25 protein-coding genes, 4 tRNA genes and 1 pseudogene are annotated in these 25,598 nt (G+C 54.9%); 9 read left to right on the forward strand and 21 right to left on the reverse strand.

The genetic code is table 11. The annotated features are described in order from the left end of the window. Positions 1 to 27: 27 nt before the first annotated feature. The 5 genes from trpC to hisI form a co-directional block, all read right to left on the reverse strand. Positions 28 to 849: an indole-3-glycerol phosphate synthase TrpC gene (gene trpC / locus L0H14_RS02695; RefSeq protein ID WP_301417376.1), complete on the reverse strand. Its 822-nt coding sequence runs from the start codon at positions 847 to 849 to the stop codon at positions 28 to 30. Beyond that, entirely contained in the window at positions 846 to 1,121 is a 276-nt protein-coding gene (locus L0H14_RS02700) for an HGxxPAAW family protein (RefSeq protein ID WP_301417378.1), read from the reverse strand. The genes trpC and L0H14_RS02700 overlap by 4 nt, the downstream gene beginning before the upstream one ends. Positions 1,122 to 1,245: 124 nt before the next feature. Beyond that, positions 1,246 to 1,860, reverse strand: a complete 615-nt coding sequence (locus L0H14_RS02705) for a Trp biosynthesis-associated membrane protein (protein WP_301417380.1) — start codon at positions 1,858 to 1,860, stop codon at positions 1,246 to 1,248. Then, entirely contained in the window at positions 1,861 to 3,432 is a 1,572-nt protein-coding gene (locus L0H14_RS02710; protein WP_336621713.1) for a chorismate-binding protein, read from the reverse strand. It abuts the gene before it with no gap. Then, positions 3,422 to 3,835 carry a phosphoribosyl-AMP cyclohydrolase gene (gene hisI, locus L0H14_RS02715; RefSeq protein ID WP_301417382.1) on the reverse strand — a complete coding sequence of 138 codons (414 nt, stop codon included), beginning with the start codon at positions 3,833 to 3,835 and terminating at the stop codon, positions 3,422 to 3,424. The genes L0H14_RS02710 and hisI overlap by 11 nt, the downstream gene beginning before the upstream one ends. A gap of 66 nt (positions 3,836 to 3,901) precedes the next feature. Here hisI and L0H14_RS02720 point away from each other — a divergent pair, with 66 nt between their 5' ends. Next, positions 3,902 to 4,579, forward strand: coding sequence for a maleylpyruvate isomerase family mycothiol-dependent enzyme (locus L0H14_RS02720; RefSeq protein WP_301417384.1), 678 nt, complete (start codon positions 3,902 to 3,904; stop codon positions 4,577 to 4,579). 13 nt (positions 4,580 to 4,592) lie between these two features. Here the strand turns inward: L0H14_RS02720 and hisF are convergent, their stop codons facing one another. The 9 genes from hisF to L0H14_RS02765 all read right to left on the reverse strand — a co-directional run bounded on the left by hisF (position 4,593) and on the right by L0H14_RS02765 (position 12,038). Further along, positions 4,593 to 5,360, reverse strand: a complete 768-nt coding sequence (hisF, locus tag L0H14_RS02725; protein ID WP_301417386.1) for an imidazole glycerol phosphate synthase subunit HisF — start codon at positions 5,358 to 5,360, stop codon at positions 4,593 to 4,595. A gap of 23 nt (positions 5,361 to 5,383) precedes the next feature. Then, positions 5,384 to 6,235 (reverse strand): ATP phosphoribosyltransferase, encoded by an 852-nt coding sequence (gene hisG, locus L0H14_RS02730; RefSeq protein ID WP_301417388.1) that lies wholly within the window; start codon positions 6,233 to 6,235, stop codon positions 5,384 to 5,386. Positions 6,236 to 6,255: 20 nt separating this feature from the next. Then, positions 6,256 to 6,519, reverse strand: coding sequence for a phosphoribosyl-ATP diphosphatase (locus L0H14_RS02735; RefSeq protein ID WP_301417390.1), 264 nt, complete (start codon positions 6,517 to 6,519; stop codon positions 6,256 to 6,258). A 67-nt stretch (positions 6,520 to 6,586) separates the two neighbouring features. Continuing rightward, positions 6,587 to 7,309, reverse strand: coding sequence for a nicotinamide riboside transporter PnuC (pnuC, locus tag L0H14_RS02740; RefSeq protein ID WP_301417392.1), 723 nt, complete (start codon positions 7,307 to 7,309; stop codon positions 6,587 to 6,589). 16 nt (positions 7,310 to 7,325) lie between these two features. Beyond that, positions 7,326 to 7,982 (reverse strand): ribulose-phosphate 3-epimerase, encoded by a 657-nt coding sequence (gene rpe, locus L0H14_RS02745; protein WP_301417394.1) that lies wholly within the window; start codon positions 7,980 to 7,982, stop codon positions 7,326 to 7,328. Positions 7,983 to 8,020: 38 nt separating this feature from the next. After that, a complete protein-coding gene (locus tag L0H14_RS02750; protein ID WP_301417396.1) occupies positions 8,021 to 9,535 on the reverse strand; it encodes an RsmB/NOP family class I SAM-dependent RNA methyltransferase in 1,515 nt (504 codons plus the stop codon). Between the two features lie 5 nt (positions 9,536 to 9,540). Continuing rightward, entirely contained in the window at positions 9,541 to 10,530 is a 990-nt protein-coding gene (gene fmt, locus L0H14_RS02755) for a methionyl-tRNA formyltransferase (RefSeq protein ID WP_301417398.1), read from the reverse strand. After that, on the reverse strand, positions 10,527 to 11,126 hold the full coding sequence (def, locus tag L0H14_RS02760) for a peptide deformylase (protein WP_301417400.1): 600 nt from the start codon (positions 11,124 to 11,126) through the stop codon (positions 10,527 to 10,529). The genes fmt and def overlap by 4 nt, the downstream gene beginning before the upstream one ends. 60 nt (positions 11,127 to 11,186) lie before the next feature. Further along, positions 11,187 to 12,038, reverse strand: coding sequence for a cytochrome (locus L0H14_RS02765; protein ID WP_301417402.1), 852 nt, complete (start codon positions 12,036 to 12,038; stop codon positions 11,187 to 11,189). 157 nt (positions 12,039 to 12,195) lie between these two features. Here L0H14_RS02765 and L0H14_RS02770 point away from each other — a divergent pair. From L0H14_RS02770 to L0H14_RS02785, 4 genes are all read left to right on the forward strand, one after another. Then, positions 12,196 to 12,269 (forward strand) — tRNA-Gly (locus L0H14_RS02770). Between the two features lie 14 nt (positions 12,270 to 12,283). Beyond that, positions 12,284 to 12,354, forward strand: a tRNA-Cys gene (locus tag L0H14_RS02775). A gap of 78 nt (positions 12,355 to 12,432) precedes the next feature. Beyond that, positions 12,433 to 12,506: transfer RNA gene (locus tag L0H14_RS02780), tRNA-Val, on the forward strand. A 22-nt stretch (positions 12,507 to 12,528) separates the two neighbouring features. Beyond that, positions 12,529 to 12,602, forward strand: a tRNA-Gly gene (locus L0H14_RS02785). Positions 12,603 to 12,756: 154 nt separating this feature from the next. On the opposite strand, the gene zapE is transcribed toward L0H14_RS02785, so the two are convergent. Then, positions 12,757 to 13,815 carry a cell division protein ZapE gene (zapE, locus tag L0H14_RS02790; protein WP_301417426.1) on the reverse strand — a complete coding sequence of 353 codons (1,059 nt, stop codon included), beginning with the start codon at positions 13,813 to 13,815 and terminating at the stop codon, positions 12,757 to 12,759. 230 nt (positions 13,816 to 14,045) lie between these two features. On the opposite strand from zapE, the gene L0H14_RS02795 reads away from it, so the two are divergent. The 3 genes from L0H14_RS02795 to L0H14_RS02805 all read left to right on the forward strand — a co-directional run bounded on the left by L0H14_RS02795 (position 14,046) and on the right by L0H14_RS02805 (position 15,979). Next, complete coding sequence (locus tag L0H14_RS02795) at positions 14,046 to 14,939, forward strand: sulfurtransferase (RefSeq protein ID WP_301417404.1); 894 nt, start codon at positions 14,046 to 14,048, stop codon at positions 14,937 to 14,939. 147 nt (positions 14,940 to 15,086) lie between these two features. Further along, entirely contained in the window at positions 15,087 to 15,494 is a 408-nt protein-coding gene (locus tag L0H14_RS02800; protein WP_301417428.1) for a SufE family protein, read from the forward strand. After that, on the forward strand, positions 15,491 to 15,979 hold the full coding sequence (locus L0H14_RS02805; RefSeq protein ID WP_301417406.1) for an aminoacyl-tRNA deacylase: 489 nt from the start codon (positions 15,491 to 15,493) through the stop codon (positions 15,977 to 15,979). Before L0H14_RS02800 ends, L0H14_RS02805 begins: the two co-directional genes overlap by 4 nt. 2 nt (positions 15,980 to 15,981) lie before the next feature. Here L0H14_RS02805 and L0H14_RS02810 read toward each other — a convergent pair whose 3' ends face one another. The 6 genes from L0H14_RS02810 to L0H14_RS02835 all read right to left on the reverse strand — a co-directional run bounded on the left by L0H14_RS02810 (position 15,982) and on the right by L0H14_RS02835 (position 24,188). Continuing rightward, a complete protein-coding gene (locus tag L0H14_RS02810) occupies positions 15,982 to 16,686 on the reverse strand; it encodes a GPP34 family phosphoprotein (protein WP_301417408.1) in 705 nt (234 codons plus the stop codon). Positions 16,687 to 16,753: 67 nt separating this feature from the next. Next, positions 16,754 to 17,365, reverse strand: coding sequence for an HIT domain-containing protein (locus tag L0H14_RS02815; protein ID WP_301417410.1), 612 nt, complete (start codon positions 17,363 to 17,365; stop codon positions 16,754 to 16,756). Positions 17,366 to 17,371: 6 nt separating this feature from the next. Continuing rightward, positions 17,372 to 19,384 carry a threonine--tRNA ligase gene (gene thrS, locus L0H14_RS02820; RefSeq protein WP_301417412.1) on the reverse strand — a complete coding sequence of 671 codons (2,013 nt, stop codon included), beginning with the start codon at positions 19,382 to 19,384 and terminating at the stop codon, positions 17,372 to 17,374. A gap of 195 nt (positions 19,385 to 19,579) precedes the next feature. Then, the gene (locus L0H14_RS02825) at positions 19,580 to 20,293 is read right to left on the reverse strand and encodes a hypothetical protein (RefSeq protein WP_301417416.1); all 714 of its coding nucleotides are present in this window, start codon (positions 20,291 to 20,293) and stop codon (positions 19,580 to 19,582) included. A 50-nt stretch (positions 20,294 to 20,343) separates the two neighbouring features. Next, entirely contained in the window at positions 20,344 to 23,862 is a 3,519-nt protein-coding gene (locus L0H14_RS02830; protein WP_301421372.1) for a DNA polymerase III subunit alpha, read from the reverse strand. 2 nt (positions 23,863 to 23,864) lie between these two features. After that, complete coding sequence (locus tag L0H14_RS02835) at positions 23,865 to 24,188, reverse strand: DUF6504 family protein (protein WP_301421373.1); 324 nt, start codon at positions 24,186 to 24,188, stop codon at positions 23,865 to 23,867. A 122-nt stretch (positions 24,189 to 24,310) separates the two neighbouring features. Here L0H14_RS02835 and L0H14_RS02840 point away from each other — a divergent pair. Then, positions 24,311 to 25,598 (forward strand): annotated as a pseudogene (locus L0H14_RS02840) (hypothetical protein); the annotation flags it as partial.

Below are 25,598 nucleotides of genomic sequence, written 5' to 3' on the forward strand. Positions count from 1 at the left end.
TTTGTCCGGGGCAGCACAGTGTGTTGTTTATGATCTGCTGGCTTGACGGAAATCCGTGATCGCTTGGGTTGGTTCGCCGTGACGGACCAGTGCTTCTCCAACAAGGACGGCGTCTGCACCTTGTGCCGCGTACATTGCGACGTCACCGGCTTCTTTCACACCGGATTCGGCAATCCGTACGACACTATCTGGCAACTGATCGGCCAGGGTACCGTAATGCGAAGTATCAACTTCCAGTGTTTTCAGGTTGCGCACGTTGACGCCAACGATGGATGCTTCGACTGCGGCGGCTCGCTCGATTTCTTCAACGGTATGCGTTTCGACCAGAGCGTTCATACCAAGTTCATGGGTCAATGCAAGATAATCACGGAGCTGTGCATCATCGAGCGCAGCGACAATCAAGAGCACCAAGTCTGCGTCGTGGGCACGAGCTTCATAGATTTGATACTCGTCGACGGTGAAGTCCTTGCGCAGCAGTGGAATATCAACGCGTGCTCGCACGGCGTCAAAGTCCGCTAAGGAGCCGTTAAATCGTCGCTGTTCCGTCAACACGGAAATAGCGGACGCTCCCCCGGCGGCGTACTGTGCAGCAAGATCGGCTGGCGAACCGATGTTCGCAAGCGGCCCGGCCGAGGGTGAAGCACGTTTGACCTCTGCGATGATGCCAACGCCAGCGGGGTTTTCTCGACCACCGACGAGTGCGGCATGTGCGTCCCGGGCGGGTGAAACATCGGCAGCTAGCTGTTGCATGCGTGACAGCGGTGTTTTGGCTTTGCGGGCTTCCATATCTTCGACGACACCGGCAATAATGTCGTCGAGGACCGTTCCTGTAAGGGGGTTTGGTGTCATGAGCCCTTGTAGTCTCCGTTAGCACCCTTGCCAGTCAGACGCATAAAGAAGCCAACTGGCAAGCCAAGTACGGCAATTCCAATACCGATCCACATGATGACCCAGCCCGATGCAAGTGCGCTAATGCCAGCAATGACAAGTCCGACGAGCACCAGCATGACGAGGGCCCATGCGGCAGGTGAGTTGCCGTGGCTTGGAGATTCATCGTGAGTTGGGTCGTTTAGTATGCGACCGTACTCATCGACTTTCAATTCTTCAGTCATATTCGCCATTAGGGTGTTGCCTTTCTTTCCGCCAGATGGTTTTCCGGCAGCCTCAAGTTGCTAGCGATGATATGTGTCCCATTGTGCCAGTTTTTCTTGGTGGCAACTGTAGAACACGAACTACTACGAGATTTTAGGTGGGATCTTCGCCTCGGGACAATTCGTCCCAGGTGTCGATTTCATCGAGCTGGCCATCGTGGTCAACCGGTGTTGGCTCGCTTATGTCATATTTCTTGGTTTTGCCTAGTGACCAACGGGATCCATACGTGAGGGCAATGATGCCTCCCGCAAGGACAATAACAGCGCCCAGTACTGTCAACCAGGGCAGAAGTGATACCTCGATATCACCGGCAACATCAGTCGTCGCGGTGGTCCCGGTGCTTTCAGAAATTTTCTGTGCGGCGGCATTGAGTGGACTGAAAATAATATTGATGGTCGTAGTCCCAATAGCTAACGCTCCCAGGATGGCAACACCGCCAATAATCCAACGCCCAACATTCCGTGCAATGGACAGTGCGGCACCGGCGGCAATAGTTACCAATGACATTGCGGTGATCACGGGTGATGCTTCTTGCCCGGATAGCTCCACATTGGTGATGTGTGTTGCTTCAAATCCTGTAGCCGTCACCCAGGTTTGTGTTGAACCGATCAATGCCAGTGTGCCTCCAAGTAACAACACCAGCACGGTCATGCTGCGGTTGAGACCTTTGGAAGGCTGAGGTGTGTCAGTGGGTTGCGGAGTGGTCATCTAGTTCTGTTTTCCAGCCTTGATGTCTTGGAGTTGTTGTGCTGCCAGCACTGCGCGAATTGCAGCGGTAGCTTTGGTCAGCGTTTCATGGGCTTCAGTGGCTGGGACGGACTCAGCGACGATACCCGCGCCTGCCTGCAAATAGGCTACCTGGTCTTTGAGAACGGCGGTTCGAATAGTGATGGCCATATCCATGTTGCCGGCCAGATCGAAGTAGCCGACTGTGCCTCCGAAAGGTCCTCGAGCGTGTGGCTCCCATTCGTCTAAGAGTTCGAGTGCCCGATGTTTCGGCGAACCCGACAACGTTCCGGCCGGGAAGTTTGCACGCAACACATCCAGTGCTGTGGTGTTCGCACCAATGTCGCCCTCCACCGTGGAGACCAGGTGCAAGATATGTGAGAACTGTTGGACGACCATAAAGTCTGAAACTTCTACGGTACCGGGTGCACAGACTGCAGAAAGTTCAGTTTTTGCGAGGTCTACTAGCTGGATGTGTTCATCTCGCTCTTTCGGGTCGGCAAGCAGTTCGTCGCCAATAGAACGGATAGTACGTGACGGGTCCTTGGGCTTGGAACCACCGATGGGGTGGGTTAGAACGCGCTTATCTTTGACCGACACCAGGGTTTCAGGTGAGGCACCGACCAGATGGTAGGTACCTTCACGATCGGGATATTCAAACGTATACAGGAACATGTACGGACTGGGATTGATGGCCCGCAGTACGCGGTAGGTGTCGAATGCGGTTGCAGTGGTCGGCGTGGTGAAGCGTCGGGAGATGACCAGCTGCGAAACTTCTCCTTCTCGAATCGACTGCTGGGTTTTCCGCACCGCGTTGAGGAAATCTTTTTCATGCCAGGAGTGATCTATTTGCGAGGAGAAATCTTGGTCCAACCATCCGGCGGGAGCAAAGGAAACGGGATCGGCTACGGGTTCGGCAAGGCGTTGAACCATGCTTTCCAACCGTTCCACGGCGCGATCATAAGCGCCGTCAACACCCGTAGATTCACCGTCAAAGTTGATGGCGTTGGCGACCAGGGTGACTGTGCCATCCCAGGAGTCGTGAATGGCTAAGTCGGTAACCAGGTTCATGGCCATTGATGGAAGGTTGAGATCGTCCTGGGGTCCTTCGCCAAGTTCGACCCAGGCACGGACGGTGTCCCAGCCTAAGAAACCCACGAAACCAGAAACCAAGTGTGGCAGCGCATCTGAGATATCAGCCCGTCCATCGGTGGCCAAAAATTCCAACGACTCTTCGAGGACTTCCAACGGCTTGCCCGTGGAAGGAACGCCAGCCGGCACACGGCCCTGCCAGACTGCCTGACCATCCTGTTCGGTCAAAGTGGCAGCGCTTCCTGCGCCGATAAAAGAATACCGCGACCACTTGCCATCTTGTCCGGCTGATTCAAGCAGGAAGGTGCCGGGAGCGTCGTTCGCTAGTCGTCGGTAGATTCCAACCGGTGTCAGACCGTCGGGCAGTAAAGTGGTGGTTACCGGGATGATCTTGTGGTCAGCTTTGGCAAGTTCCTGGAAAGCTTCGCGGGTGGGAAACACTGGGCCAATATCACGCATCATATTCTTTCATATGGTTAAAAGTCGATTCGGTGCCGGTTACGTTCAGAGACCGACCGGTAAAGCATGTGGGAGTACCTGTGTGGCAGGCCGGACCGTGTTGGTTGACGTGTACCAGTACGGTGTCATTATCGCAGTCTAGGGCGACTGACACTACGTGTTGCGTGTGGCCGGAGGTATCGCCTTTACGCCAGTACTCTGCGCGGGAACGGGACCAGTACCAAGCCCTCCCGGTAGTCAGCGTCTTATGCAGCGCTTGATCGTTCATCCAACCCAGCATAAGCACTTCATGGCTTTGAGCGTCTTGGACGATCGCGGGAATTAATCCGTCGGAATTTCGTTTCAGTTGCGCGGCGATCTTCGGGTCAAGATCGGATTCGGGCAGAGAAACTTCAGAATTGTTCATGATGGATCTAGTGTAGGACGGCTTGTCTGCTGTTGCCACTGATCAACACGTGATAATTTCACATATGTGACAAACATTTCTGCGGGGACCCATTCTCAAGACGGCGACGACTTTGTTGCCGCGTCTCGTGCTGCCTTTGTGGCAGCATTGTATGCGGCCGGTCCAAATGAGCCTACGCTTGTAGAGCAATGGCAGACGCAGCACCTTGCAGCTTCGGTGTATCTTCGCGAAAACCCGCACCAAGTCACAGCCCGTGCGTCGGGTACCTCAGCCGCTGCAATGAATACCGCGGTCGATCAACTGGCAGAAGAGTCATCGTCACGCAAAGCGTTCTATAACCTTGTTCGCAAAATCGGTGATGGCGCTGAGTCGGCCCCAGTGGGGCAACGCCCCTCGTTGTTCAAACGTGTTCGGAATTCGATGCTGCAACGTCGTCAAGAGACAGATAGCTTGCTGCTGGAATTCTTCGTTCACACGGAGGACATTCGCCGCGCCCAGAGTCGCTGGGCCCCGCGAAAACTGTCGGATACCTATGCCACTGCGCTCTTCGAACAATTACGTGAACAGGCCAGCAAATATTACGGCAGTGCAAAAACCGGCTATGTACTGGTACGCACCAATGGCGAACGAATTATTGCCAAACGCGGTACGACCTTAACCTACGTAACAGGTCCGGCCGGAGAGCTCGTCCTGCATGCTCTCGGCCGTCCTGATCACGCGCTGGTATTAATCGATCGCCCGTAAGGCAATGTAGTCTTTACCGGCGTACCGTAAATCCGGCCGCTTCGATGGCATCCTTGACTTGGCTGATCATATCGTCCGGACCGTAGTGGAAGAGTGACGCGGCCAAGACAGCCTGCGCTCCGGCCTCAATAGCCGGTGGGAAGTGTGCTGGTTCTCCGGCACCGCCAGAGGCAATGAGTGGCACCGATACGGCAGCCCGCACAGCTTTGATCATGTCTAAGTCAAAACCATCGCGGGTTCCGTCAGCGTCGATGGAGTTGATCAGAATTTCGCCAACGCCGCGCTCCTCGACCTCTTTGACCCAAGCAATGGCATCCATGCCGGTGCCTTCTTTGCCGCCTTTGATCATGACTTCATAACCTGATGGCATAGCCGTATTCGCTTGCGCATCAAGGGATAGCACGAGCACCTGGGCTCCCCATGTGCTGGAAATCTCGTTGAGGAGATCGGGGTTGGAGACCGCAGCCGAGCTAATCGAAACTTTATCGGCACCGTTCCGGAGCAGCTGATCTACGTGTTCGACACTGCGAATCCCACCGCCAACGGTGAGTGGGATGAAGACTTCTTTGGCAGTGCTGTTGACGAGTTCGTAAGTCGTGTCACGCTGTTCGGTAGTCGCAGTGACGTCCAGGAAAGTGATCTCATCGGCACCGGCGCTATTGTAACGGTGGGCGAGTTCAGCAGGATCTCCGGCGTCTCGAAGATTTTCGAAGTTCACTCCTTTGACGACTCGGCCGTTATTGACATCCAGGCATGGGATGACGCGAATTACAGTGCTCATGATCTTCCTCGCGGTTGTGGGATTTAAAGTCGGATAGCGTGAATCGCTGAGGCCAAAATAGCTTTGGCGCCCATTTCATAGAGTTCATCCATGATGCGGTTCATGTCCTTTTTCTTTGCCATGGAGCGGACCGCGACCCAATTTTCATCGGCCAGTGATGCGATCGTAGGTGATTCCAGTCCCGGGGTGACCTTCAATGCGGCGTCCATGTGTTCTTTGGGAACGTCGTAATCCACCATGACGTATTCCCTGGCGACCAGCACACCGCGGAGGCGTTGGATCAGCTTGTCCAGGGCTGCTGGATGTTGTCCTGTTTGGCCGATCAGAATGGCTTCAGAATGCAGGATCGGTTCGCCAAGAATTTCCATGCCGGCGGCCTTCAGCGTCGAACCAGTTTCGACAACATCCGCTATGGCATCGGCCACACCGAGCGAGACGGAGGATTCGACTGCACCATCTAGGTGAACAATACGCTCCGGTTGGATGTCAGAGGATTTCATGAAGTCGGAGAGCAGGCCGTCGTAAGAGGTTGCGATCCGCTTGCCAGCAAGTTCTGCAACAGAGGTGAAGGTACCGGCTGGAGCCGCAAACCGGAAGGTGGAACGGGCAAAGCCCAGTCCCATAACTTCCTCGGCAGCATTTCCGACTTGTGCGTCAAGGAAAAGGTCTCGGCCGGTGAGTCCGGCATCGAGTGTTCCCTTGGCAACATAGATCGCGATATCGCGTGGTCGCAGGTAGAAAAACTCGACACTGTTCTCAGGGTCTACGAGCACCAGCTCTTTGGAATCACGACGTTGCCGGTAGCCAGCTTCACTCAGCGTTTCACGAGCTGCATCGGACAAGGAGCCCTTGTTGGGCACAGCAATGCGCAACATTTTGCGTTTGATTCTCCTAGTTAGAGGTATTTGTAGACATCTTCCAGCGAGATACCCTTGGCAAGCATCATGACTTGGAGGTGATAGAGCAGCTGGGAGATCTCCTCGGCTGCTTCATCCTTGGTTTCGTAGCGTGCGGCCATCCACACTTCTGCGGCTTCTTCGACAACTTTCTTGCCGATGGCATGCACTCCGGCATCCAGTTGTTGTACGGTCCCGGAGCCTTCTGGGCGGGTGTGCGCTTTTTCAGCTAATTCAGCAAAGAGTTCTTCGAAGGTTTTCACAGTACCAGCGTAGTTGTTCAAAACTCGGTTCGTGTACAACGATGCACTTCATGACACGATCTTTTATTTAGCGATGTGAATCAGTGGTTGGGTCTTGCAGCGTGGGGTCCAGCATGAGCGTTTCAACGGCGGGTTTTTCCTTTGCCCGGGCGCGTGCCCACACAAAGAATCCGATGAGCGTGAAGATGCCATAAAACACGTACATAAAAGCAGAAGCGTAATAACCCGCCGAGAACAAGAGCGGTACGCCCACGATATCGACGACCACCCAGATGAGCCAGAACTCTACCCACCCCTTGGCCATGCCGTAGGTCGCCAACAGTGAGCCGACAAACGTCCAGGCATCTGCCCAGACCGGTTCGAAGGAACCGAGTATTCGGAACAGTGGGGTCAGGGCCAACGTGCCACCGAGCAATATGACGATTAAACCGGTGCGCACCGGCCAGGACGTCCACGTCGGAACGATCGCTGTTGCTTCACCGCTCGAGGACCGCTCCATCTGAGATTTTCGCCACTGCACCCAACCGTAAACGGACACGACGATGAACATAATCTGTCGGCCAGCCTGTCCCAATAGGCTTGGCACATCGGCCCCGCCGAAGAGACTGCCCAAAAAGACGGTGAGTAGGGTGACGTTTCCGATAATGCCGATGGGCCATGCCCAGACCTTGCGCTGCATGCCACCCAGAGCTGAAGCCAGGCCGAAGATATTGCCGAAAACTTCCCGCATCAGCAGCCCGCCGCCCGCAATTGGTATGGTCCAATTGAACAGGTCAATGAGCCACTGCATGGTGATGAGTCCCCTTTTAGCGTTGTGCGTTGCGTGCTAGAGCTCGCAGATCGTCGATGGCTTTGCTCGGATCATCGGCGGAATAGACGGCCGAACCCGCGACAAAAACATCCGCTCCGGCTTCTGCGGCTCGTTCAATAGTATCCGGCGCCACTCCCCCGTCAACCTGCAGCGCGATAGGCACTCCGGAATCTTCAATGGCTTGGCGTGCCCGTCGGATTTTCGGTAGCACAACGTCCAGGAACGATTGCCCTCCGAAACCTGGTTCGACCGTCATCAACAACAGCATGTCCAGCTCGGTCAACATATCCATGTATGGCTCAATTGGCGTGGCCGGCTTCAGCGCCATGGAGGCTTTGGAACCACGCGCCCGTAATTCACGGGCGAGTCGAATCGGAGCACCAGACGCTTCAACGTGAAAGGTGACAGATTCAGCACCCAGGTCTGCATAGTCGGGCGCCCACCGGTCGGCATCTTCGATCATCAGGTGGATGTCTAATGGTTTGTGCGTGGCTGCACGGATCGCTTTGACTACTGGCAGACCCATGGTCAAGTTCGGCACAAAGTGATTGTCCATGACGTCCACGTGAATGGCATCTGAATTTTCGATTCGGCCAATTTCGTCGGCGAGGTGAGCGAAGTCTGCGGACAGGATGGAGGGATGAATTTGCATCAGAATCAGGTTCCTTCGATACGTTGACGGCGTAACGGTTAGTGGGTCAGCAGGGCGAAAAACATGGCGTCGGTTTTGTGTAGGTCGGGCCAGAGCTGCGTCATATTTGAGTCCGCTTCACCCGAGATGATCGTGTCACGCGCTAGGGCCGACTCGCCCTCGTTTTCCAGTGCGGCCTGTTGCATCGCTGATGCAGAATCAAGTAACTGAACGGTGGCGTGGCGCTTGATTACGTCGGTGACCTGTAAGGCTGTTTCCGCAATATGTGGCGAACAGGTCACATAGGCAAGCAAACCACCTGGCTTCAACATCTTCACCGCAGCATCTAAGAGTTGGGCCTGCAGTTTTGTCAGTGTGGCAAGGTCTTGCGGCGTGCGACGCCAGCGCGACTCTGGACGACGACGCAGGGCACCGAGACCGGTACACGGGGCATCCAGCAGGATGCGGTCGAATCGTTGTGTATTGTCAGGATCATTGCCCATGTGCACACCATCTGCAACCGATGTCGTCCAAACATTCTCATCCACAACACGAAGTGCTTGTTCTACAAGTTTGGTGCGGTGATCGGAGACATCGTTGGCTCGGATCGTGGCACCGCGAGTGGCTGCAAGCGAGGCCAAAATAGCGGCTTTACCGCCGGGACCGGCGGACATGTCGAGCCATGTTTCATCGGGCTGCACACTGCGAGCCCCTACCAGCGCTCTGGCGGTCAGCTGGGAACCGATATCTTGGACACGGATAGTGCCCTCGGCTACGCCGGGGATTCGGCCGGCATCGCCACCGGCAAACACGGCGGCGCCTGGTGCCAGCGTCGATGCCGTAGCACCATACTCCAGGACGGGTTCAAGCTCACCTATACCGGGGAGCGCGATGAGGTTGAGCTCGGGTGCAATATTATTTGCTGCTAGCACCTGCGGAAAGTCTTCTGGATTGCGTCCGTGATAGGCCAAAGATTGTTTGATCGCGCGCAGGATCCAGGTTGGGTGTGCATACCGGACCGACAAATCGTTGTCGGTGTCTCCCGGTGCCAGCGCATCGAGCCATTCGTCCAAGCTCTGCTGACTGACCTTGCGCAATACCGCATTGACCAGCCCCGATGGCCCAGCTCCGATTTGTGACCGCACGAGGGCAACGGTGGTGTCTAGGGCGGCATGAGCAGGTACTCGCATGTTGAGCAGTTGATGGGTACCAAGACGCAGGGCGTCCAAGACCGGCTTATCCAGTTTGCCGATGGGACGATCAACGCACTCTGCCAGGATCGCATCGTAGGTGCCTGTGTTCCGGAGCGTCCCGTAGGTCAATTCCGTGGTGAAGGCCGCGTCCTGGCGGTCAAGTTTATTTCTCCGGATACGGGCGGGGAGCACGAGGTTGGCATAAGCATCCTCGTTGGTCACCGCTTGCAGAATTTGGAACGCTGTGAGCCGTGCAGGATCAGCGCTTCTCGCACGCTGTGCCGGCGCTTTTTCTGAATACTGCCGTTTTTGTCCTTGCTGTCCACGATTGCGTTGGCGGCCTTTGGTGTCGCGCCGATTTTGTGAAGTGTCGTCTGCCAAAATTCTTATCCTTCGTCCACATCAAACTCGGTGGGATGCGTTGCAGAGGTGTGGAGTCCAATGGATGGATCAACTCCGTGTGCCCAGTCGCTTGCCACCAGCATTTTTTTACCTGAGGGTTGCACTCTGGTGAGCTCGATAGCCCCATCTTGGCACACCAGCAGCACACGGTGCGGTTCGATGATGAACTCCCCCGGCGCTTTTCCTTGATCTGGTGGGTCACTGACCGGTGCTGCGCCACCAATTTTGAATCGTTGGGCTTTAGTACCGTCGCCATCCAGGGTCGCCCAGGCACCCGGTGCAGGCGAAGCGCCATTAATTAGCCCCAGAACTGCATCGGCAGGCTGGTACGCATCGATTTGGACATCGCGGCTGGTGATTTTGGGCGCCCAGCTTGCTTCCCCTTGTTGTGGGGTGGCTTCAGCGGACCCGGCAGCGATATCAAACAGTGTCTCCGACAGTAGCCTCCCGCCAGAGACCGCGAGATCGGCGAGCACCTCTCCAGAGGTTTCTTCTGGTGCCAGAGCCCGCGACAGTGTGGCGAATACCGGGCCGGTATCAAGTCCGGCTTCCAACTGGAAGACGGCGGCCCCGGTGGCAGGTTCTTGATTGATGATTGCCCACTGCACCGGCGCGGCGCCACGATAAGCCGGTAGCAGTGAAAAGTGTAGATTGACCCACCCTTTGGGCAGCATATCCAGCATCGTTTGGGGCAAGAGACCTCCGTAGGCCACTACCGCGCCGAGGTCAGCTTGCAGTTCTTGGATTTCGGCGATTGCTGCTTGACCACTTTCGCCGGCAAAACTGTCGGCTTTGATGACCGGCAGTTCTAATTCTGTGGCACGTTCGGCAACAGGTGATGGTGTCAAAACACGTTTACGTCCGATTTTGGCATCAGTTCGTGTGAGCACACCTACAACGTGGTGTCCTGCGTTGATCAAAGCATTCAGTGATGCAACGGCGGGCTCTGGTGTTCCGGCAAAAAGAATTCTCATACTTCTCCTGACGAAGCGACGGTCCCAAATGCAGAACCTGCTCCAAATGTCGAGCTCGTCTCTGCGGCACGTTCAGCGTTGATACGCTTTGTGGTTTCGGCAAAGTCGGCAGAGGCCATCGCTCGACGTGCTTGTCGGAACTGTTCGTCCGCCAAGCGATCTACAAATAAGTAGCCATCTAAGTGGTCAACCTCGTGCTGGAGCATACGAGCAAAGAGTCCCTCTCCTTCGTATTCGACTTCGTCACCATTGACGTCAACCCCCGTAACTTTGGCATGTAGAGCGCGAGACGGGGTGAAATATAGCTCAGGCACTGATAGACAACCTTCTCTGGTGTCTTGGACGGCATCACCCCAGGTTTCGATGGCGGGGTTGATGACGTGACCACGGCGTTCGTCGAGATTAAACACAAATATTGCTTGCCCGATGCCCACCTGGGGGCCAGCCAAACCGACACCGGACACGGCGTCCATAGTTTCGTGCATCGAATCGATGAGCCGCTGGAGTCCAATCAAACCAAAGCGGGCTTTTGCAACCTGGGACGTCTTACTGCGCAGGACTGGGTCCGGCAACGTACGAATAGTTAAAACACTCACGGAGTAAGACTACCCAAATATATGTCGGTTCACCGGCGGTGTGTGACGCGCGGGGAAGGATTATTGCGGCAGGCCAACCGGCGGCCCAATTGGCTGTAACGGCGTAGCAGCTGTATCGACAGCCTGCTGATATTCCCAGACTTGGCGCAGAGCCCAGAACTTTTGCCAGTGCTGCGGCAACGACTGCGGATTGGCCTGATACGCAACGACTTCGGTCTCACCTACCGCGACCCCGAGCAACATGACATCTTGTCCATAAGCCCACTCTTCCCACGTACCCGCTTCGGCATCCACAAGCGACTCCTCTGCCTTGTATCCGGCGGCCAATTGCATGACGACGTTGGGACTGAGACTTTTCACACGGCCTGAGCGATCAGTTCCGCGGGTTTTGTAATCGATAAGACAAACCCGACCACCGATTTCAGCCACTAGATCGAGCGTGCCGGCATAGCCGACTGTGTGATTCCACACAGTAATTTCTGCAGCGAGAGGTTTGACTTGAAAATTTTCCCACCACTCGTCAAAGCGATCCGCAAATCCAGACTCGTTATGTTCTGCCAGAACTTCCCGAGTGTCAGCCAGACTGTGCGGCTTTCCTAACGCTCGCAGTGCAACCTGTTCTGCATAGTTGTGCACGCGGTCTCCCCGGGCTGCCGCGTCATCACGATATCGTACCGCTGCATCATTGGACTGACGCGCAAGTGTTTTGAGTTTGGCAGGTGACCCAACCGATTCAGTCAACCGCGTGTCAGTTATCAACTGGGTTGTTGCCATGTGGCTTGCCCACCCACTGAGATCCATGTGCTGCTGGCCGATCACGGTGGTGATTGACGGAACTTCGGGCAGACCAGACAGGGATCTGGAGTACATTCTGCCGGCGTTGGTTTGGTGTGCAAGCTGTGGTTGTGTCATGCCTCCATTATCGGCCATGACACGGACAGGCTAAGCGTTTCTGTCATGAATAAAACACACCGGAGAGTCTGATTTGCGCTTTTGAATTTTGATTGGGTATAGTTTCAATCTGTTGGACGCACAGTAAACAACAAATACGTTAGTTCACAAGCGTTCTGCGGATGTAGCTCAGCTGGCTAGAGCACCACCTTGCCAAGGTGGGGGTCGCGGGTTCGAATCCCGTCATCCGCTCGCAACACCCTCAGGGTGGGGTGGCCGAGTGGTGAGGCAGCGGCCTGCAAAGCCGCGTACGCGGGTTCGATTCCCGTCCCCACCTCGATCGGATTTCCGAGGTAGCAGCAAAGCTGGTACCGTAGGAATCTGCAAGTCTTGAGTTTCAGATAATGGAACACAAGCGCGATTGGCGCAGTTGGTTAGCGCGCTTCCCCGACACGGAAGAGGTCACTGGTTCGAGTCCAGTATCGCGCACAGAATTACGAAGGTAATTCACGCGGATGTAGCTCAGCTGGCTAGAGCACCACCTTGCCAAGGTGGGGGTCGCGGGTTCGAATCCCGTCATCCGCTCTGTTGTTGCTAAGAGGCGTCGGTGATTTTCACCGGCGCCTCTTCTGCGTTTATGAACACGTACCCGCCCAGCCTGCACACGCGGTCGCTTTCCAGCCCGGCGGGCAGATCAGGGGGCACTGAGTATCTCAGGGCACGAGCTTGCCCTGAGGTTTTAGAGGGCTTTCTCCCCCAGTTGTCCTTCGCGGGCCAGGGCAGTCATACGTGAGACCGTGCGGAAGTACTTCTTCATATATCCACCGGCCATCATATCCTCGGTGAACAACTGTTCAAATGGCACACCAGAAGCGATGACCGGAACATCTTTGTCGTAGAGTCGGTCGGCCAACACAACAAACCGTAAAGCCATGGCTTGCTCCGTAATGGTCGTGACATTACTCAGCACCAACACATCAACATCGCGCACTAATTCACGGTACCGCGAGGGATGCACCCGTGACAGATTTTTAGTTAATGCCCCCCATTCATCAACGGCATAGACCTGTTCCTCGGGGAAGTTTGCTTTCGCAGTTTCCAGTTCGGCACCTACGTTAGCCGGCTCGGGTGCCGCCTCGAGACCACGATGACGGTAGTCTTCGCCATCGATCCGAATCGTTTCAAACTGATCTGCCAGTACTTGGATCTCACGTTTGAAATCTTGGGCTGCGAAACGCCCCTCCCCCAGGGAACCGGGCAATGTATTTGAGGTAGCAGCCAGCTTCACACCTGCATCAGAGAGCTCTCGCATCAAACGGGACATCAAAACGGTGTCGCCCGGGTCATCCAACTCAAACTCGTCGATGCACACCAATGAGTATTCCTTGAGGACTTCCATGGTGGTCGTAAAGCTCAGCGCCCCTACGAGATTGGTATACTCCACGAACGTTCCGAAAGCTTTCTTCCCTGGAGCCGCATGCCACAGGGAAGCCAGCAGGTGTGTTTTTCCGACGCCGAAGCCACCATCTAAATACACGCCGTTCGGCAGTTTGGAATCGCTCTTCTTTGCTTTACGAGAAAACAGCGAAAAGAGACCGCCATGAGATTTGCGAGTCCCGATTGTTGCTGCAAACTCACGAAGTTTATCAACAGCTCCAGCCTGTGATGGGTGTGCTGGATCTGGGATATACGTGTCAAAGGAGACCTCGCCAAAACGATATGACGGATGGAACCCTGCCAGGAGTTCTTCCGGAGAAACCTTTGGGTTTCGTTCCGATAGAGCTACAATCTCGGTCACGTTGTATCCAATCTCTTTTGACGCTTCGCGCAGTGCACACTCACCCGGTGGGGTGGTCAACCCTTACATACTAGAGCGCATGCATATAGCCAGAGCACTGTTACTTTGTCAATGGCACAAACAAGTAGTTGTGTGACGTCACTCGTAGCAAATAACACACGTCCTTGTATGCTTAATAGTCAAACGTGCCACATTTTGACGGCCAATCACGATTGAAAGGGAATCCCCTTATGAGTACACAAGTGCCCGTGGAAACCTCAGACTACGCTCACCCAGAAAAACTCGTCTCAACCGAGTGGGTCCAAGAGCATAAAAGCAATCCGAATGTTGTTGTCCTTGAGTCCAATGAAGATACCCTGCTGTATTCGACCGGACATATCCCAGGTGCTGTAAAAATCGACTGGCATACTGAACTCAACGATCCGGTATCCCGCGATTTTATTGATCCAGAAGGCTTTGCCAAGATGGCGGCGTCCAAAGGGATTAGTCGCGACACCACAGTCATCTTCTACGGGGACAAGTCGAACTGGTGGGCAGCATATGCTCTCTGGGTTTTCACATTGTATGGCCATCAAGACGTTCGCTTGATGAATGGTGGTCGTGATAAATGGATCGCTGAAGGTCGTGAAATTACCCGCGAGATTCCAACGGTTACCGAAGCCGACTACCCCGTCGTGCAACGTGATGATCAAACAGAGCGTGCCAATAAGGCTCAAGTCCTCGAGAACATTGGCCAACTGCCACTAATTGATGTTCGTTCAGCTGCAGAATACACCGGTGAAACAACACATATGGCAGGCTACCCACAAGAAGGCACCCTGCGCGGTGGACACATCCCCACCGCTGAATCGGTGCCCTGGGCTACAGCTGCCAACGAAGATGGCACCTTCAAATCTCGTGAAGAACTGACCAAGCTCTACACCGAGGACGCTGGTTTGGGTACATCTGATCAGGTCATTGCCTACTGCCGTATTGGTGAGCGTTCCGCGCACACTTGGTTCGTCCTGAAGCATCTCCTCGGATACGAATCGGTACGAAACTACGATGGTTCGTGGACCGAATGGGGCAACAGCGTAGGTGTACCAATTGTCGTCGGGGCTGAGCCCGGCCAAGCACCAAAATAAAAATTTTTCGCACGGTTCAAGCCGGTGTCGGGTGTACCCGACACCGGCTTGGTGTATTAACGGTCGAGCGCGTTAGAATAGACCTCGGATCAAAACTTAGAAAGGATCCCATTGGCTGTCCAAACACCACAGGTTCTGCTAGAAATCATGAATGATTTCCAAGAGATGCATGAGCCAGAACGTCTCGAACTGCTGTTAGAGTTTTCTGATAACCTGCCGGAACCGCCAGAGCGCTACGCCGGTCATGAAGTGGAAATGGAACAGGTTGTAGAATGTCAGACGCCGCTGTTTCTCGCTTTGGAGTACACCGATGAGCAAGATCCCGAAGTGACCATCATTGTTTCTGCACCACCGGAAGCACCAACCACACGAGGTTTTGCTGGCGTCCTCCTTGAGGGACTTTCCGGACACCGTGCGTCCACCATCCTTTCGGTCCCGGATGACATCCCGAACCAATTGGGGCTGACGAACGCTTTAACCCCGCTTCGTTTGCGAGGCATGGCAGCTTTGTTGGGACGAATCAAACGCAATATCACCGAACACCTGAACGCATGACAACGCCATCGGCCGCAACACCCGCTCTGCGTACAGTCCTTGAGGCAGACCTCTGGCATCGAGTCTATGAATATGAGCATGACGACGACGGAGTGCGCGGCTTCGGTGCCGAAGCCGCGGATAAATTGGGTGTTGATCCCAAACGCATTCTCAAGACCTTGGTGGTAAGAACCTCTGATGGCCAATTGGCAAACGCTGTTCTGGCCGTTGCTGACATGTTGAACCTCAAACGTGTCGCCAAAGCGTTGAAGGTCAAAAGCGTGAAAATGGCTGAGCCAGCCCAGGTGCAACAGAAGACCGGTTATGTACTGGGCGGTGTCTCACCGTTGGGCCAAAAAACACCGCTGCCCATGGTGGTAGACAGTGCAGTATCGCAATTCGACACGGTCATCGTTTCAGGTGGGCAACGCGGCATGTCACTAGAGCTGAAGACGAAAGATTTTCTCGACCTGGCAAACGCTTCAGTCGTGACGATTCGCCGCTAATTTTAGCCGCCGAGCCCCGTTGCCTGGCCACGGGTTGCGGTCAGTGACTCAGCGATCGCGTTTTCAACGGCCTGCAAAGCTTCGGCCATATTGGGTTCTAACTCTTCTGCAGCACGCTGGAATTCTCCAAGACGGTCCTTGACTGTCTTATGGCGGATGCCCGGAAACACTCTGCTGAGTATATTCGTCGAATGCAGTAGATGAAGCAGCGGCCAGCTCGTTGCATCCAGTGAGGTATCGCGACCCATCAATGTGCCTCTGATACGCACGTAAATGTCCATGCTGTCATAAGCATCATCAAGGATATATCGTGTCCGAGGCCAGATTCCCAGCAACCGCTTTTCCTTAACCACCAGCTGACGGTTTCGCTCTAGGATTTTAGTAATCGCATCCATCAGCGGCGGTCGGGACAGTCTGTTGACCCACTGCTCTGCATCCTGTGGCTCCGGAGAATCACGAATAATCTGCAACACGGAGTCCAATGGCGCTTCTAATTTCACGCTCTTCGATTCATCAACCGTCACAAGGTCCTGTGTGACGTGAATACTGCCCCGTCGAGCCAAATCAGTGAGCACTGCGCCAGCTAGTCCAACTCGGATGGTGTGCTGTTGGGTAAGCAATCTTCCGGCATGATCTATACACGTCAGTAGATAATATTCGGCAAGGTTGAGGGCTCGCATATTTGCTTCTTCGGGAGTCAGCGTCATGGGTCTATTGTCATGGCATTTGCCACGGTTGTGGGGAACTCTTGGAGAAACCGCAGGTGTGTCTGAGCTAACGTTGCTCCGCTTCACCAGTTTGGTGGGCCAGAAATCTCGCTGTTGCAGATTGCCATGCCTCTGCAATTAATGTGCGCATTGACCCGATTGTGCCGGTGACATTCTTGGTTTGGGCAATGATCGGCAGGAAATTACCGTCGCCGCCCCAGCGCGGCACAATATGCTGATGCAAATGCGCCGCGATGCCCGCTCCCCCAACTTTGCCTTGATTCATACCAAGGTTAAATCCGGCCGCGTGGGAGACCTCACGGAGCACTTCCATACCTATTTGGGACAGTTGGGCGAACTCTGCGGTTTCTTCAACGGTCAGATCGGTGTAATCAGGGACATGTCGATACGGGCACACTAAGAGATGTCCTGGATTATAAGGGTAAAGATTCATGACGACGTAGCAGGTCTTGCCCCTGGCTACGATCAGCGATGTTTCGTCATCCCGCTGGGGTGCAGCACAGAACGGGCAGGACGCCTCATCGGTGACCTGACTTTGTCCTTTGGACACGTAGGCCATGCGATGTGGCGTCCATAACCGTTCAAAGGCATCTGGCGCACCCGCTAATGCAAAATCGTCGGTGACGGCTGCATCGTCATCTGCACTGCGGTTTGCCATGATGGTTTACACCTGCTGACGTTCTTCTACTGCGGTTACAATCCGGTCGATGGCTTCATCAACCGGGATCCCGTTATCTTGAGATCCGTCGCGGTATCGGAAGGACACGGCATTGGCTTCGGCGTCCTCGCCTCCGGCAATGAGCACGAACGGCACCTTTTGTTTGGATGCGGTACGTATCTTCTTCGGGAACCGGTCGGTTGAGTTATCAACGTGGGCCCGGATGCCGCGCGCTTTCAGTTTGTCAACGACGTCGTACATGTAGTCATTGAACGCATCGGCTACCGGTACGGCAATGACTTGCTCTGGTGCTAACCAGGCTGGGAAGGCTCCGGCATAGTGTTCGGTGAGCACAGCCATGAATCGTTCAATGGAACCGAATAGTGCACGGTGGATCATGACCGGACGCTGTCGGCTACCGTCTGCGGCCTGGTATTGCAGGTCGAAGCGTTCTGGCAGGTTAAAGTCCAACTGGATCGTGGACATCTGCCAGGTACGGCCCAGTGCATCGCGTGCTTGAACCGAAATCTTCGGACCGTAGAATGCGGCACCACCAGCATCATCAACGAGTTCAAGTCCTGAAGCGGCGCCGACCTCTGCCAAGACCTGGGTGGCGTTCTCCCAGACCTCGTCACTCCCTACATATTTTTCTGGGTCCTTGGTCGATAGCTCCAAGTAGAAGTCGTCTAGACCATAGTCTTTGAGGAGATCCAGCACGAAGTTGAGCGTAGTGGTCAGCTCATCTTTCATCTGATCTTCGGTGCAGTAAATGTGCGCGTCATCCTGGGTCATGCCGCGAACACGGGTCAGTCCGTGGACCACACCGGATTTCTCATACCGGTAAACCGACCCAAATTCGAACATCCGTAGAGGCAGTTCGCGATAGGAACGCCCACGTGATGCAAAAATCAGATTGTGCATCGGACAGTTCATGGGTTTCAGATAGTAATCGACACCTGCTCGAGTAACCTCACCGGTTTCTTCGTCACGAACCTCATCAACGTGCATCGGTGGGAACATGGTGTCGGCGTACCACTCGAGGTGACCTGAGGTTTCGTATAGGTTTTGTTTGGTGATATGCGGGGTGTAGACGAATTCGTAGCCAGCTTCTTCGTGGCGCTGACGCGAGTAGTCTTCCATTTCCTTGCGCAGGATTCCGCCTTTGGGGTGGAATACTGGTAGACCGGAACCCAGTTCATCAGGGAACGAGAACAAATCGAGTTCTGCACCAAGTTTGCGGTGATCGCGTCGTTCAGCTTCTGCAATACGTTCTTGGTAGGCAACGAGGTCTTCCTTCGATGCCCAGGCGGTGCCGTAAATACGTTGCAACTGTGGGTTGGATTCAGAACCCAACCAGTAGGCGCCGGCAGCACGTGTCAGAGCAAAGCCATTAGCAATAAGCTTGGTGGACGGAATATGCGGACCGCGGCAGAGGTCTTTCCAGACGACTTCGCCTTTGCGATCCAAGTTGTCATAGATGGTGATTTCGCCAGCGCCAATTTCGACAGCAGCACCATCAGCGTCAGCTTCGTCGTCGTGTTGACGATCCATCAGTTGCAATTTATAGGGCTCATCAGCCAACTCTTCACGGGCCTGGCGTTCTTCAACAGCACGTCGGTCGAAGGTCTGGTTAGCCTTGACGATGCGCATCATGCGCTTTTGGATCTGCTTGAGATCATCCGGGGTGAATGGTTCATCCACGTCAAAGTCGTAGTAGAAGCCGTCTTGAACGTAGGGGCCAATACCGAGTTTCGCTTCCGGATACATTTCCTGAACGGCCTGGGCCAGAACGTGAGCTGTGGAGTGTCGCAGAACTTCTAGCCCTGCTTGATCCGTGATGTCTACGCGCTCAACGGTTGCGCCTTCGGGGATGACACGAAAGAGATCTTGTAGATTGCCATCTACCGTCATCACTACCGTAGTTTTTTCGTCACCGAACAGGTCGTTTCCTGTTGTGCCTTCGGCAACCTGAGTTACCTCTTGGTCTACGGTAATGGTCATTTCTTTAGGTTCGGCCACGTGCCATTTCCTCCTTGGGTTAAGCTCTGTACTCGATGGCATACTGGACCACCGATAAGCCATCCGCCATTGTATCTGCTTGGCCCACGGTTTGCAGATTCGTTGTTCTGTCCGCGCAGCCACCGAACAGCAGTCCGGCTGCGACATCGGTTGGGAGAAACTTTTGTGCCAAGGCGGGATCGCATCAGTTGAGGGCTACTCTTCGTCGTCCAGCTGAATGTCAATTATAATTCGCACTGGGTCTTCAAGAAGAGTGACGGCATATGGGCGCTGCTCGTCGAGTCCAATAATGTAGTTGCTGGTGGCTTCCCAGGGCGCAAAACTGACCACGGTTCCAGTTGCTTCTGTTTCCAAGTCTGTGATCTGGGTACCGTGCTCGAGCATTTCTGCGTCGTCGGTATTTCGCAGATCATCTTCGTCGAGGGTTTCGGGTGCCGCAGTACCCGAAACAATTACTTCTAGATACGCAGAGTCACCGGTGTCGATGGGTTGACCGCTCCCCGGTTCTCCAGGGTCATCCGTGTATTGAGCCATGTAACTGGGGGTTCCACTGCCACTGTGCTGGATGACAATTCGTTCAAAACCATCTTGCACAGCTGAGCGAACTTCAGTTGGATAAATGCCATAGGTTTCTCCAAATGCCGGCCAGTCTTCAGATTCATAAAGGTCGGTCGAAAACTCGCCGACCGGTTCTGTCGAGACTTCTCCGGTGGCATCTTCGTCGGGTTCGGCGTCACCTTCAGTTTCGCTTTCGGGGCCGACGGTGACTTCTTCTCCTGCTTGAGGAGGCGGGGGGCGTTCTTCGTCAGCAGCGTCGTCACCTTGGCCGCAACCGGCGATGAACAGTCCTGCTATGAGGATGGTGGCCAGGGAAAGTCTGATGTTGAAAGTTTGAGATGAGGTACTCATAAGCTATCCGTATTCAGTGGATGTTTTATGCAGTGCGTTAAGTTGTGTGTTTAACGGTACCGCACAGGCGTTCGAACATCTTGGGACTGTGCTCGTTGCGACTGAACACGCTGGCGTAGCTGGCTTTGATGCACCACGGTCGGGGCAGGCATCTGGGGTGCACCGGCAAACCACTGAGCCCAATGGGTGCGCTGTGTGTCCCAGTAGTCAGGGTCCGGTAGCGAGGCGGGGTCGTGCATATCCCACGCTCGGATTGCTTGCAGGGTAATGCCACGTGTTCCGGTGCGGCGGGTGGTCCCTTCGATCAACATCAGACGTGTAGAAAACAACATGTCTCCGGTGGCATGTTGGGCCTGTGCAAAAAATGAGGCGTCGACGACGCCGGTTCCGTCGTCGACTGAAATGAAAACAACGCGATCCCCCGAGCGCATGGGTGGTGTTTGGGTGGCTACTCGGACTCCAGCGACCAGGACTCGAGTGTGATTGCGTAGCTTGAGTAATTGGTCGGCGGTCGTTGCTCCCAGAGCGTCTAAATATGGTTGATGCGATTGCATCAGATGTCCCGTTGTATCGATCGCGGTTAAATCGAGTTCGGTCCGGATTTTTTGTTCATCAGTTGGTTGTGGGAAGAGAGCTGGCAGCATAGCAAGTTCGGTGTCACCAAGAGTAAACGCTTGTTGGCCTTCAACCTGTGGCCGCCCCGTGCGCAAGGTACGTCCGGTTCGATCCCGTTTGGTGGCTGAATGCAAAAACTCGAGGTGGTGGACCAGATCTGTACGACTGGCACCGGTGGCGGGCAGCATGCTGTCGATAGCCCCCAATTGGGCAAGGTGTTCGAAACTTTTTTTACTCAAGCGTGCACGGTCTCGAAGGTCAGCGAGACTGTCGAACGGTTGGCTGCGTTCGAGGCGTCGCATTTCATTTTGAGTCAGACCCAGTACGGTGTTGAAGGACAGTCTGATCCCCCACCGGCCCTCGGGCGCCTCCTGTGTTTCCGGTACCCATTCGAGGTGCATTTCGGTGGTGGATTTATTGACGTCTACGGGCAGGATTTCAATGCCCATGCGGCGGGCTTCAGCGACCATGAGGCGTTGGGGGTACATGCCGGGGTCGTGTTCTAGAACGGCTGCCATAAAGGCTGCAGGGTGGTGGGTTTTGAGCCAGGCTGATTCAAAGGTGGGAATAGCAAAGGCCGCACCGTGTGCTTTACAAAAGCCGAAGGAACCAAAAGACGCCACGGTGTGCCAAACTTCATCAATGACGTCGATATCCCATCCGTTTTCCATCGCTTTGGCACGGAAATATGTTTCAACTTCTGCCTGCTGGTCTGTCCCGAGACGTCTACGAAATTCATCGGCTGCTGCCAATCCGCACCCGGTCATTTCATCAAAGGTACGAAGGAGTTGTTCGTGAAAGACGGTGACACCGTGGGTTTCTTCCAGGATGGGTTTGAGCTGCGGGTGTGGGTAATGCGCTGGGGCTAGTTGTTGACGAAAGTCCAAAAATGGCCGGACCATATCGGACTTCATTGGTCCTGGACGAAACAGCGAAATATCAATGATGAGATCATTAATGGATTCGGGTTCGAGCTTGCCGATGAGTTCACGCTGACCTGGGGATTCAATTTGAAAACAACCCAGCGTGTGAGTCGTTTTGATCATTGCATAAGTTTGGGCATCATCGTGCGGAACGTGTTCAAGATTAATGGTTTCGCCGGTGGTTCGGGCAACCTCATCGATGGCATAGGCGATGGTGGATTGCATACGTACACCTAAAACGTCGAGTTTGAGCATGCCCATTGGGTCCATATCGTGTTTATCGAACTGGCTCATGGCCAGGCCCATACCGGAAGCTTCCACGGGGGTACGGTCCAGCAAGGTTTGGTCCCCGAGGATGACACCGCAGGGGTGCATAGAGATGTGGCGGGGTAACCGGTCAAGTCGTTCCGTGAGGTCCACGAGTAAATCGAGCTGCTGATTTCCTGATTTCCTACTGTTTTGTACTTGTTCAGCGAAGGTTTGTAGCTCTGGCATATGCTCCATGGCTTGCCGAAAATCAGCGGCTGAAAAACGCCAGAGTTTTTTCGCTAGATGATCGACCCGATCACGTTCTAGTCCCAGGGCGCGGCCGGCGTCTCTGACAGCACCGCGAATTCGATACCCATTCTGCATACTCATCAACGTGGTGCGTTCGGCACCGAAACGTTCAAAGATCGCATGATAGATCTCGTGGCGGCGAGCAGATTCTACGTCAATATCGATATCCGGGAGGGTCGAACGGTCTTGGGATAAGAAGCGTTCAAAAATCAGTTCGTGTTCGATGGGATCAACGTGGGAGATCCGTAGTGCATAGTTGACCAATGACGAAGCTCCCGAGCCCCTGGCCGAGACGCGAACATTGCGTTCTTCGATCATTTCAACAACTTCTGCAACCGTCAGAAAGTAACTTGAAAACCCGAGGTTTTGAATGACGCCCAGTTCATGATCAAGTCGATCCAGGACCTGGTCATATGTATCTCCAGCAAGGTCCAGGTGCGCGAAACGCTGAGCCAGACCACTTCTGGCTCGCTGCGATAAGACCGTATTGGGATCCCCATCGATGCCGATGATATCGAATTCTGGGACACGGGGCTGGCCCCACCCCAAATCGTGTTCGGGGTTCAAAGCGCAGGCTTCGGCTAACCGTTGGGTGTTGTCCAGCAGTTCGTGAGCAACAGCGGTGCCTGCTCCGGCGTCACGAACGATCTCATGGGCGAGTTCATGCATAGCCACACCGGATTTTAGCCAACCCTGGCCATTAGGCTGCAGGTCGGTAAGTGTATCCAAACTGCTCAATGCACGAGCTGCATCGACTACATCGGCGGTTGCTGCTCCATCCGGAGTCGCATACCGGACCGCATTGGTGAGTATTGCGGGCAGTTTTAGATCGGTGCTGGCCCGCAGCATGCGTACCGCTTGGGAGGTTGACAGTCGTGCTGTGGGCAAAGCCATATGCGAAACGATCTCAACCTGGGCGCTGCCATTGGGTAGAGCTTTCTTCCAGAGCTTCAGGCGTGAACGCCCCTGCGGGTATTTGCGCTGCGCCATAAAAACGCCCACATCGGTTTCAGGACCCACCAGGACGAAGAGATCTGGACCACCTTGTGCTGCTGCAGCCAACTGTGAGACGTACACAAATGGGGTGTCAGTGTGGTCAAGCTGGCGGTGGGCCAAAGAGATGAGTCGTACCAACGCCTGGTAACCGGCACCGAGTTTTTTGGCTGCACCATAACCTGCTGTGGCAGCACTGGCTGCAAGTATGGTGACTCGGCCAGCAGGCAGTGGTTTACCGTCCAGGGTGGTTGACGGGTCCCAGGCTACCGCGAGATTTACACCGACAACCGGGGCAATGTTATGTGCCATGCAGGCTTTGAGATGTTTGGCCATCCCGTAGAGCCCATCCCGATCCGTGTAGCCCAGAATTTGGGCGCCCTCGGCTGCCGCAACCGCTGTCAGCTCTTCTGGCCAAGAAACACCGTAGTGAGCTGAATAAGCGGTTGTGACATTCAGATGGGCAAAAGTGGGTGCCATGGTTAGGCGGTTTCCTCCAACCGCAGTGCATCATGAATCTGTACCAGCCGCCAGCGGCCGGATTCAACGTGGTGGGAAATATCCAAGGTCAGTACCGGGGCGTTCTTGGCTCGAGCCAGTCCCACTTGAACACGCCACACTTGATAGTCCACCAGGCCGGGGCCGTGACCAATTTCTGCCCGATGTTCTTCGGCCCACCAGCGCCGACGAACATACCAGCGCTGGGGTTCGGCCTTGACCGTGTAGGAGCGTCCACCGTACAGCAAGTGCAACGGTATGCCTGCCGTGGTGCAGGTGACGTGAATAGATTGTGTCAGTGTACCCATCGAAAACTCCTTCTCATCGCTGAAAGAACCCCCTGTTCTTTTCGTGTTCTCAGCGTAGAAAGCGCCACGGACACGATAAGCACAGGCTGTTGTTGGGCACTTGCAGCGACCATAATGGGGCCATGACCAACTCTGCTTTTGAAACCACACTTTCCCAGTTGCTCGACGCCCCACGAATTACTTCGGTTACGGTAGCTCGGGATCGTGTTCTCACCACCGTGCAACAACTGAAGCAAGATGCTTCCGGCTATGTCAATCAACTCTGGGATGCCACCGACCCTCCCGTGCAGCTGACACGCAGTGATGACTCAGTATCGGCTGTTGAACACTGCGCAGATGGACGGATCTTTTTCCTCTCCTCGCGTCCTGCAGCAGCTGCTGATCCTGACGCACCTGCTACAGCTGGTGCCAAGTTATGGGTCATGCCAATAACCGGTGAGCCAACTGTGGTTGTTCAACGCACCTGGGGCTTCGACGGGCTCAAAGTGGCTGGACAAACGCTGGTGGTCGCCATGCCCTGGCACAGCGCCGCCACTACCGACAAGGAGCACGAAGAGCTTGCCAAAACTCGCAAGGACGCCAAGGTCTCCGGCGTCGTCTATACCCAGTTCCCCACCCGGTATTGGAATCAAGATCTGCCACACAGCCGGACCGTGCTAGGGGTCGCCCCGCTCCCAGCATCCGGAGAGGCTCCCGACTTCACCAGGGTGGAACTCCCCGAAGGTCGGTTAGAACACTGGGACGTTAGCGCGGACGGTACTCGCGCACTGGTGACCATGTCCCAGCACCGCGGAAACACTCCGGATACCGTCCAAACATCGGTGGTCTATCGGTTAGATTTAGGCACCGGCCAGAGCACAGAGCTGCTGGTTTCGACCCCGCAGCACGAATACAGTGCCGGCGAGATCAGCCCGGACGGCACCCGTGCGATCATGAATGTGGCAACCCCGTGGCGTGAGGGCACCAACTTGTCTATGGCCCCCGCGGTGATGGATATGCAGTCTGGTCAACTCCAAGACCTCTGGCCGCAGCTGGATCGCTGGGTGACGCCAGCATGGCTGACCAATACACAGCTGGTAGCAGCCACCGACGACGAAGGTGCCGGCGCTATGTATGTTGGTGGGGTTGATGCTCTTGCCCCCACGCGTGTGACCAGCCAGGTCGACACCTGGCGTACCGGTGCCTGCCTTGATGAGGCCCGATTTTATGGGCCGGTGGTTACCGATCCGCAAGCAAATACGGATACGCGTGCCTTCGTCTACGCGGTCACCTCCGGCATCGCTGCTAGCCCACAACTGTTAAAATTTGACCTCAACCCGACAGCACCCGAGATCGTAGATCCCGTTGTAGTTGATACTGCTGCCCCAGTCCTGGTCTCCCCCGGCCGTCTAGCGACCATCAGTGTGACGG

Origin of the sequence: Yaniella sp. (genome assembly GCF_030453185.1) — a bacterium.
Lineage (GTDB): Bacteria > Actinomycetota > Actinomycetes > Actinomycetales > Micrococcaceae > Yaniella.

Bases quoted from the DNA above. Each gene is read 5' to 3' on its own strand.
- trpC (WP_301417376.1), bottom strand. From the start codon at position 849: ATGACACCAAACCCCCTTACAGGAACGGTCCTCGACGACATTATTGCC.
- L0H14_RS02700 (WP_301417378.1), bottom strand. From the start codon at position 1,121: ATGGCGAATATGACTGAAGAATTGAAAGTCGATGAGTACGGTCGCATA.
- L0H14_RS02705 (WP_301417380.1), bottom strand. From the start codon at position 1,860: ATGACCACTCCGCAACCCACTGACACACCTCAGCCTTCCAAAGGTCTC.
- L0H14_RS02710 (WP_336621713.1), bottom strand. From the start codon at position 3,432: ATGATGCGTGATATTGGCCCAGTGTTTCCCACCCGCGAAGCTTTCCAG.
- hisI (WP_301417382.1), bottom strand. From the start codon at position 3,835: ATGAACAATTCTGAAGTTTCTCTGCCCGAATCCGATCTTGACCCGAAG.
- hisF (WP_301417386.1), bottom strand. From the start codon at position 5,360: ATGAGCACTGTAATTCGCGTCATCCCATGCCTGGATGTCAATAACGGC.
- hisG (WP_301417388.1), bottom strand. From the start codon at position 6,235: ATGTTGCGCATTGCTGTGCCCAACAAGGGCTCCTTGTCCGATGCAGCT.
- pnuC (WP_301417392.1), bottom strand. From the start codon at position 7,309: ATGCAGTGGCTCATTGACCTGTTCAATTGGACCATACCAATTGCGGGC.
- rpe (WP_301417394.1), bottom strand. From the start codon at position 7,982: ATGCAAATTCATCCCTCCATCCTGTCCGCAGACTTCGCTCACCTCGCC.
- fmt (WP_301417398.1), bottom strand. From the start codon at position 10,530: ATGAGAATTCTTTTTGCCGGAACACCAGAGCCCGCCGTTGCATCACTG.
- L0H14_RS02765 (WP_301417402.1), bottom strand. From the start codon at position 12,038: ATGACACAACCACAGCTTGCACACCAAACCAACGCCGGCAGAATGTAC.
- L0H14_RS02795 (WP_301417404.1), top strand. From the start codon at position 14,046: ATGAGTACACAAGTGCCCGTGGAAACCTCAGACTACGCTCACCCAGAA.
- L0H14_RS02800 (WP_301417428.1), top strand. From the start codon at position 15,087: ATGAATGATTTCCAAGAGATGCATGAGCCAGAACGTCTCGAACTGCTG.
- L0H14_RS02805 (WP_301417406.1), top strand. From the start codon at position 15,491: ATGACAACGCCATCGGCCGCAACACCCGCTCTGCGTACAGTCCTTGAG.
- L0H14_RS02810 (WP_301417408.1), bottom strand. From the start codon at position 16,686: ATGACGCTGACTCCCGAAGAAGCAAATATGCGAGCCCTCAACCTTGCC.
- L0H14_RS02815 (WP_301417410.1), bottom strand. From the start codon at position 17,365: ATGGCAAACCGCAGTGCAGATGACGATGCAGCCGTCACCGACGATTTT.
- L0H14_RS02825 (WP_301417416.1), bottom strand. From the start codon at position 20,293: ATGAGTACCTCATCTCAAACTTTCAACATCAGACTTTCCCTGGCCACC.
- L0H14_RS02830 (WP_301421372.1), bottom strand. From the start codon at position 23,862: ATGGCACCCACTTTTGCCCATCTGAATGTCACAACCGCTTATTCAGCT.
- L0H14_RS02835 (WP_301421373.1), bottom strand. From the start codon at position 24,188: ATGGGTACACTGACACAATCTATTCACGTCACCTGCACCACGGCAGGC.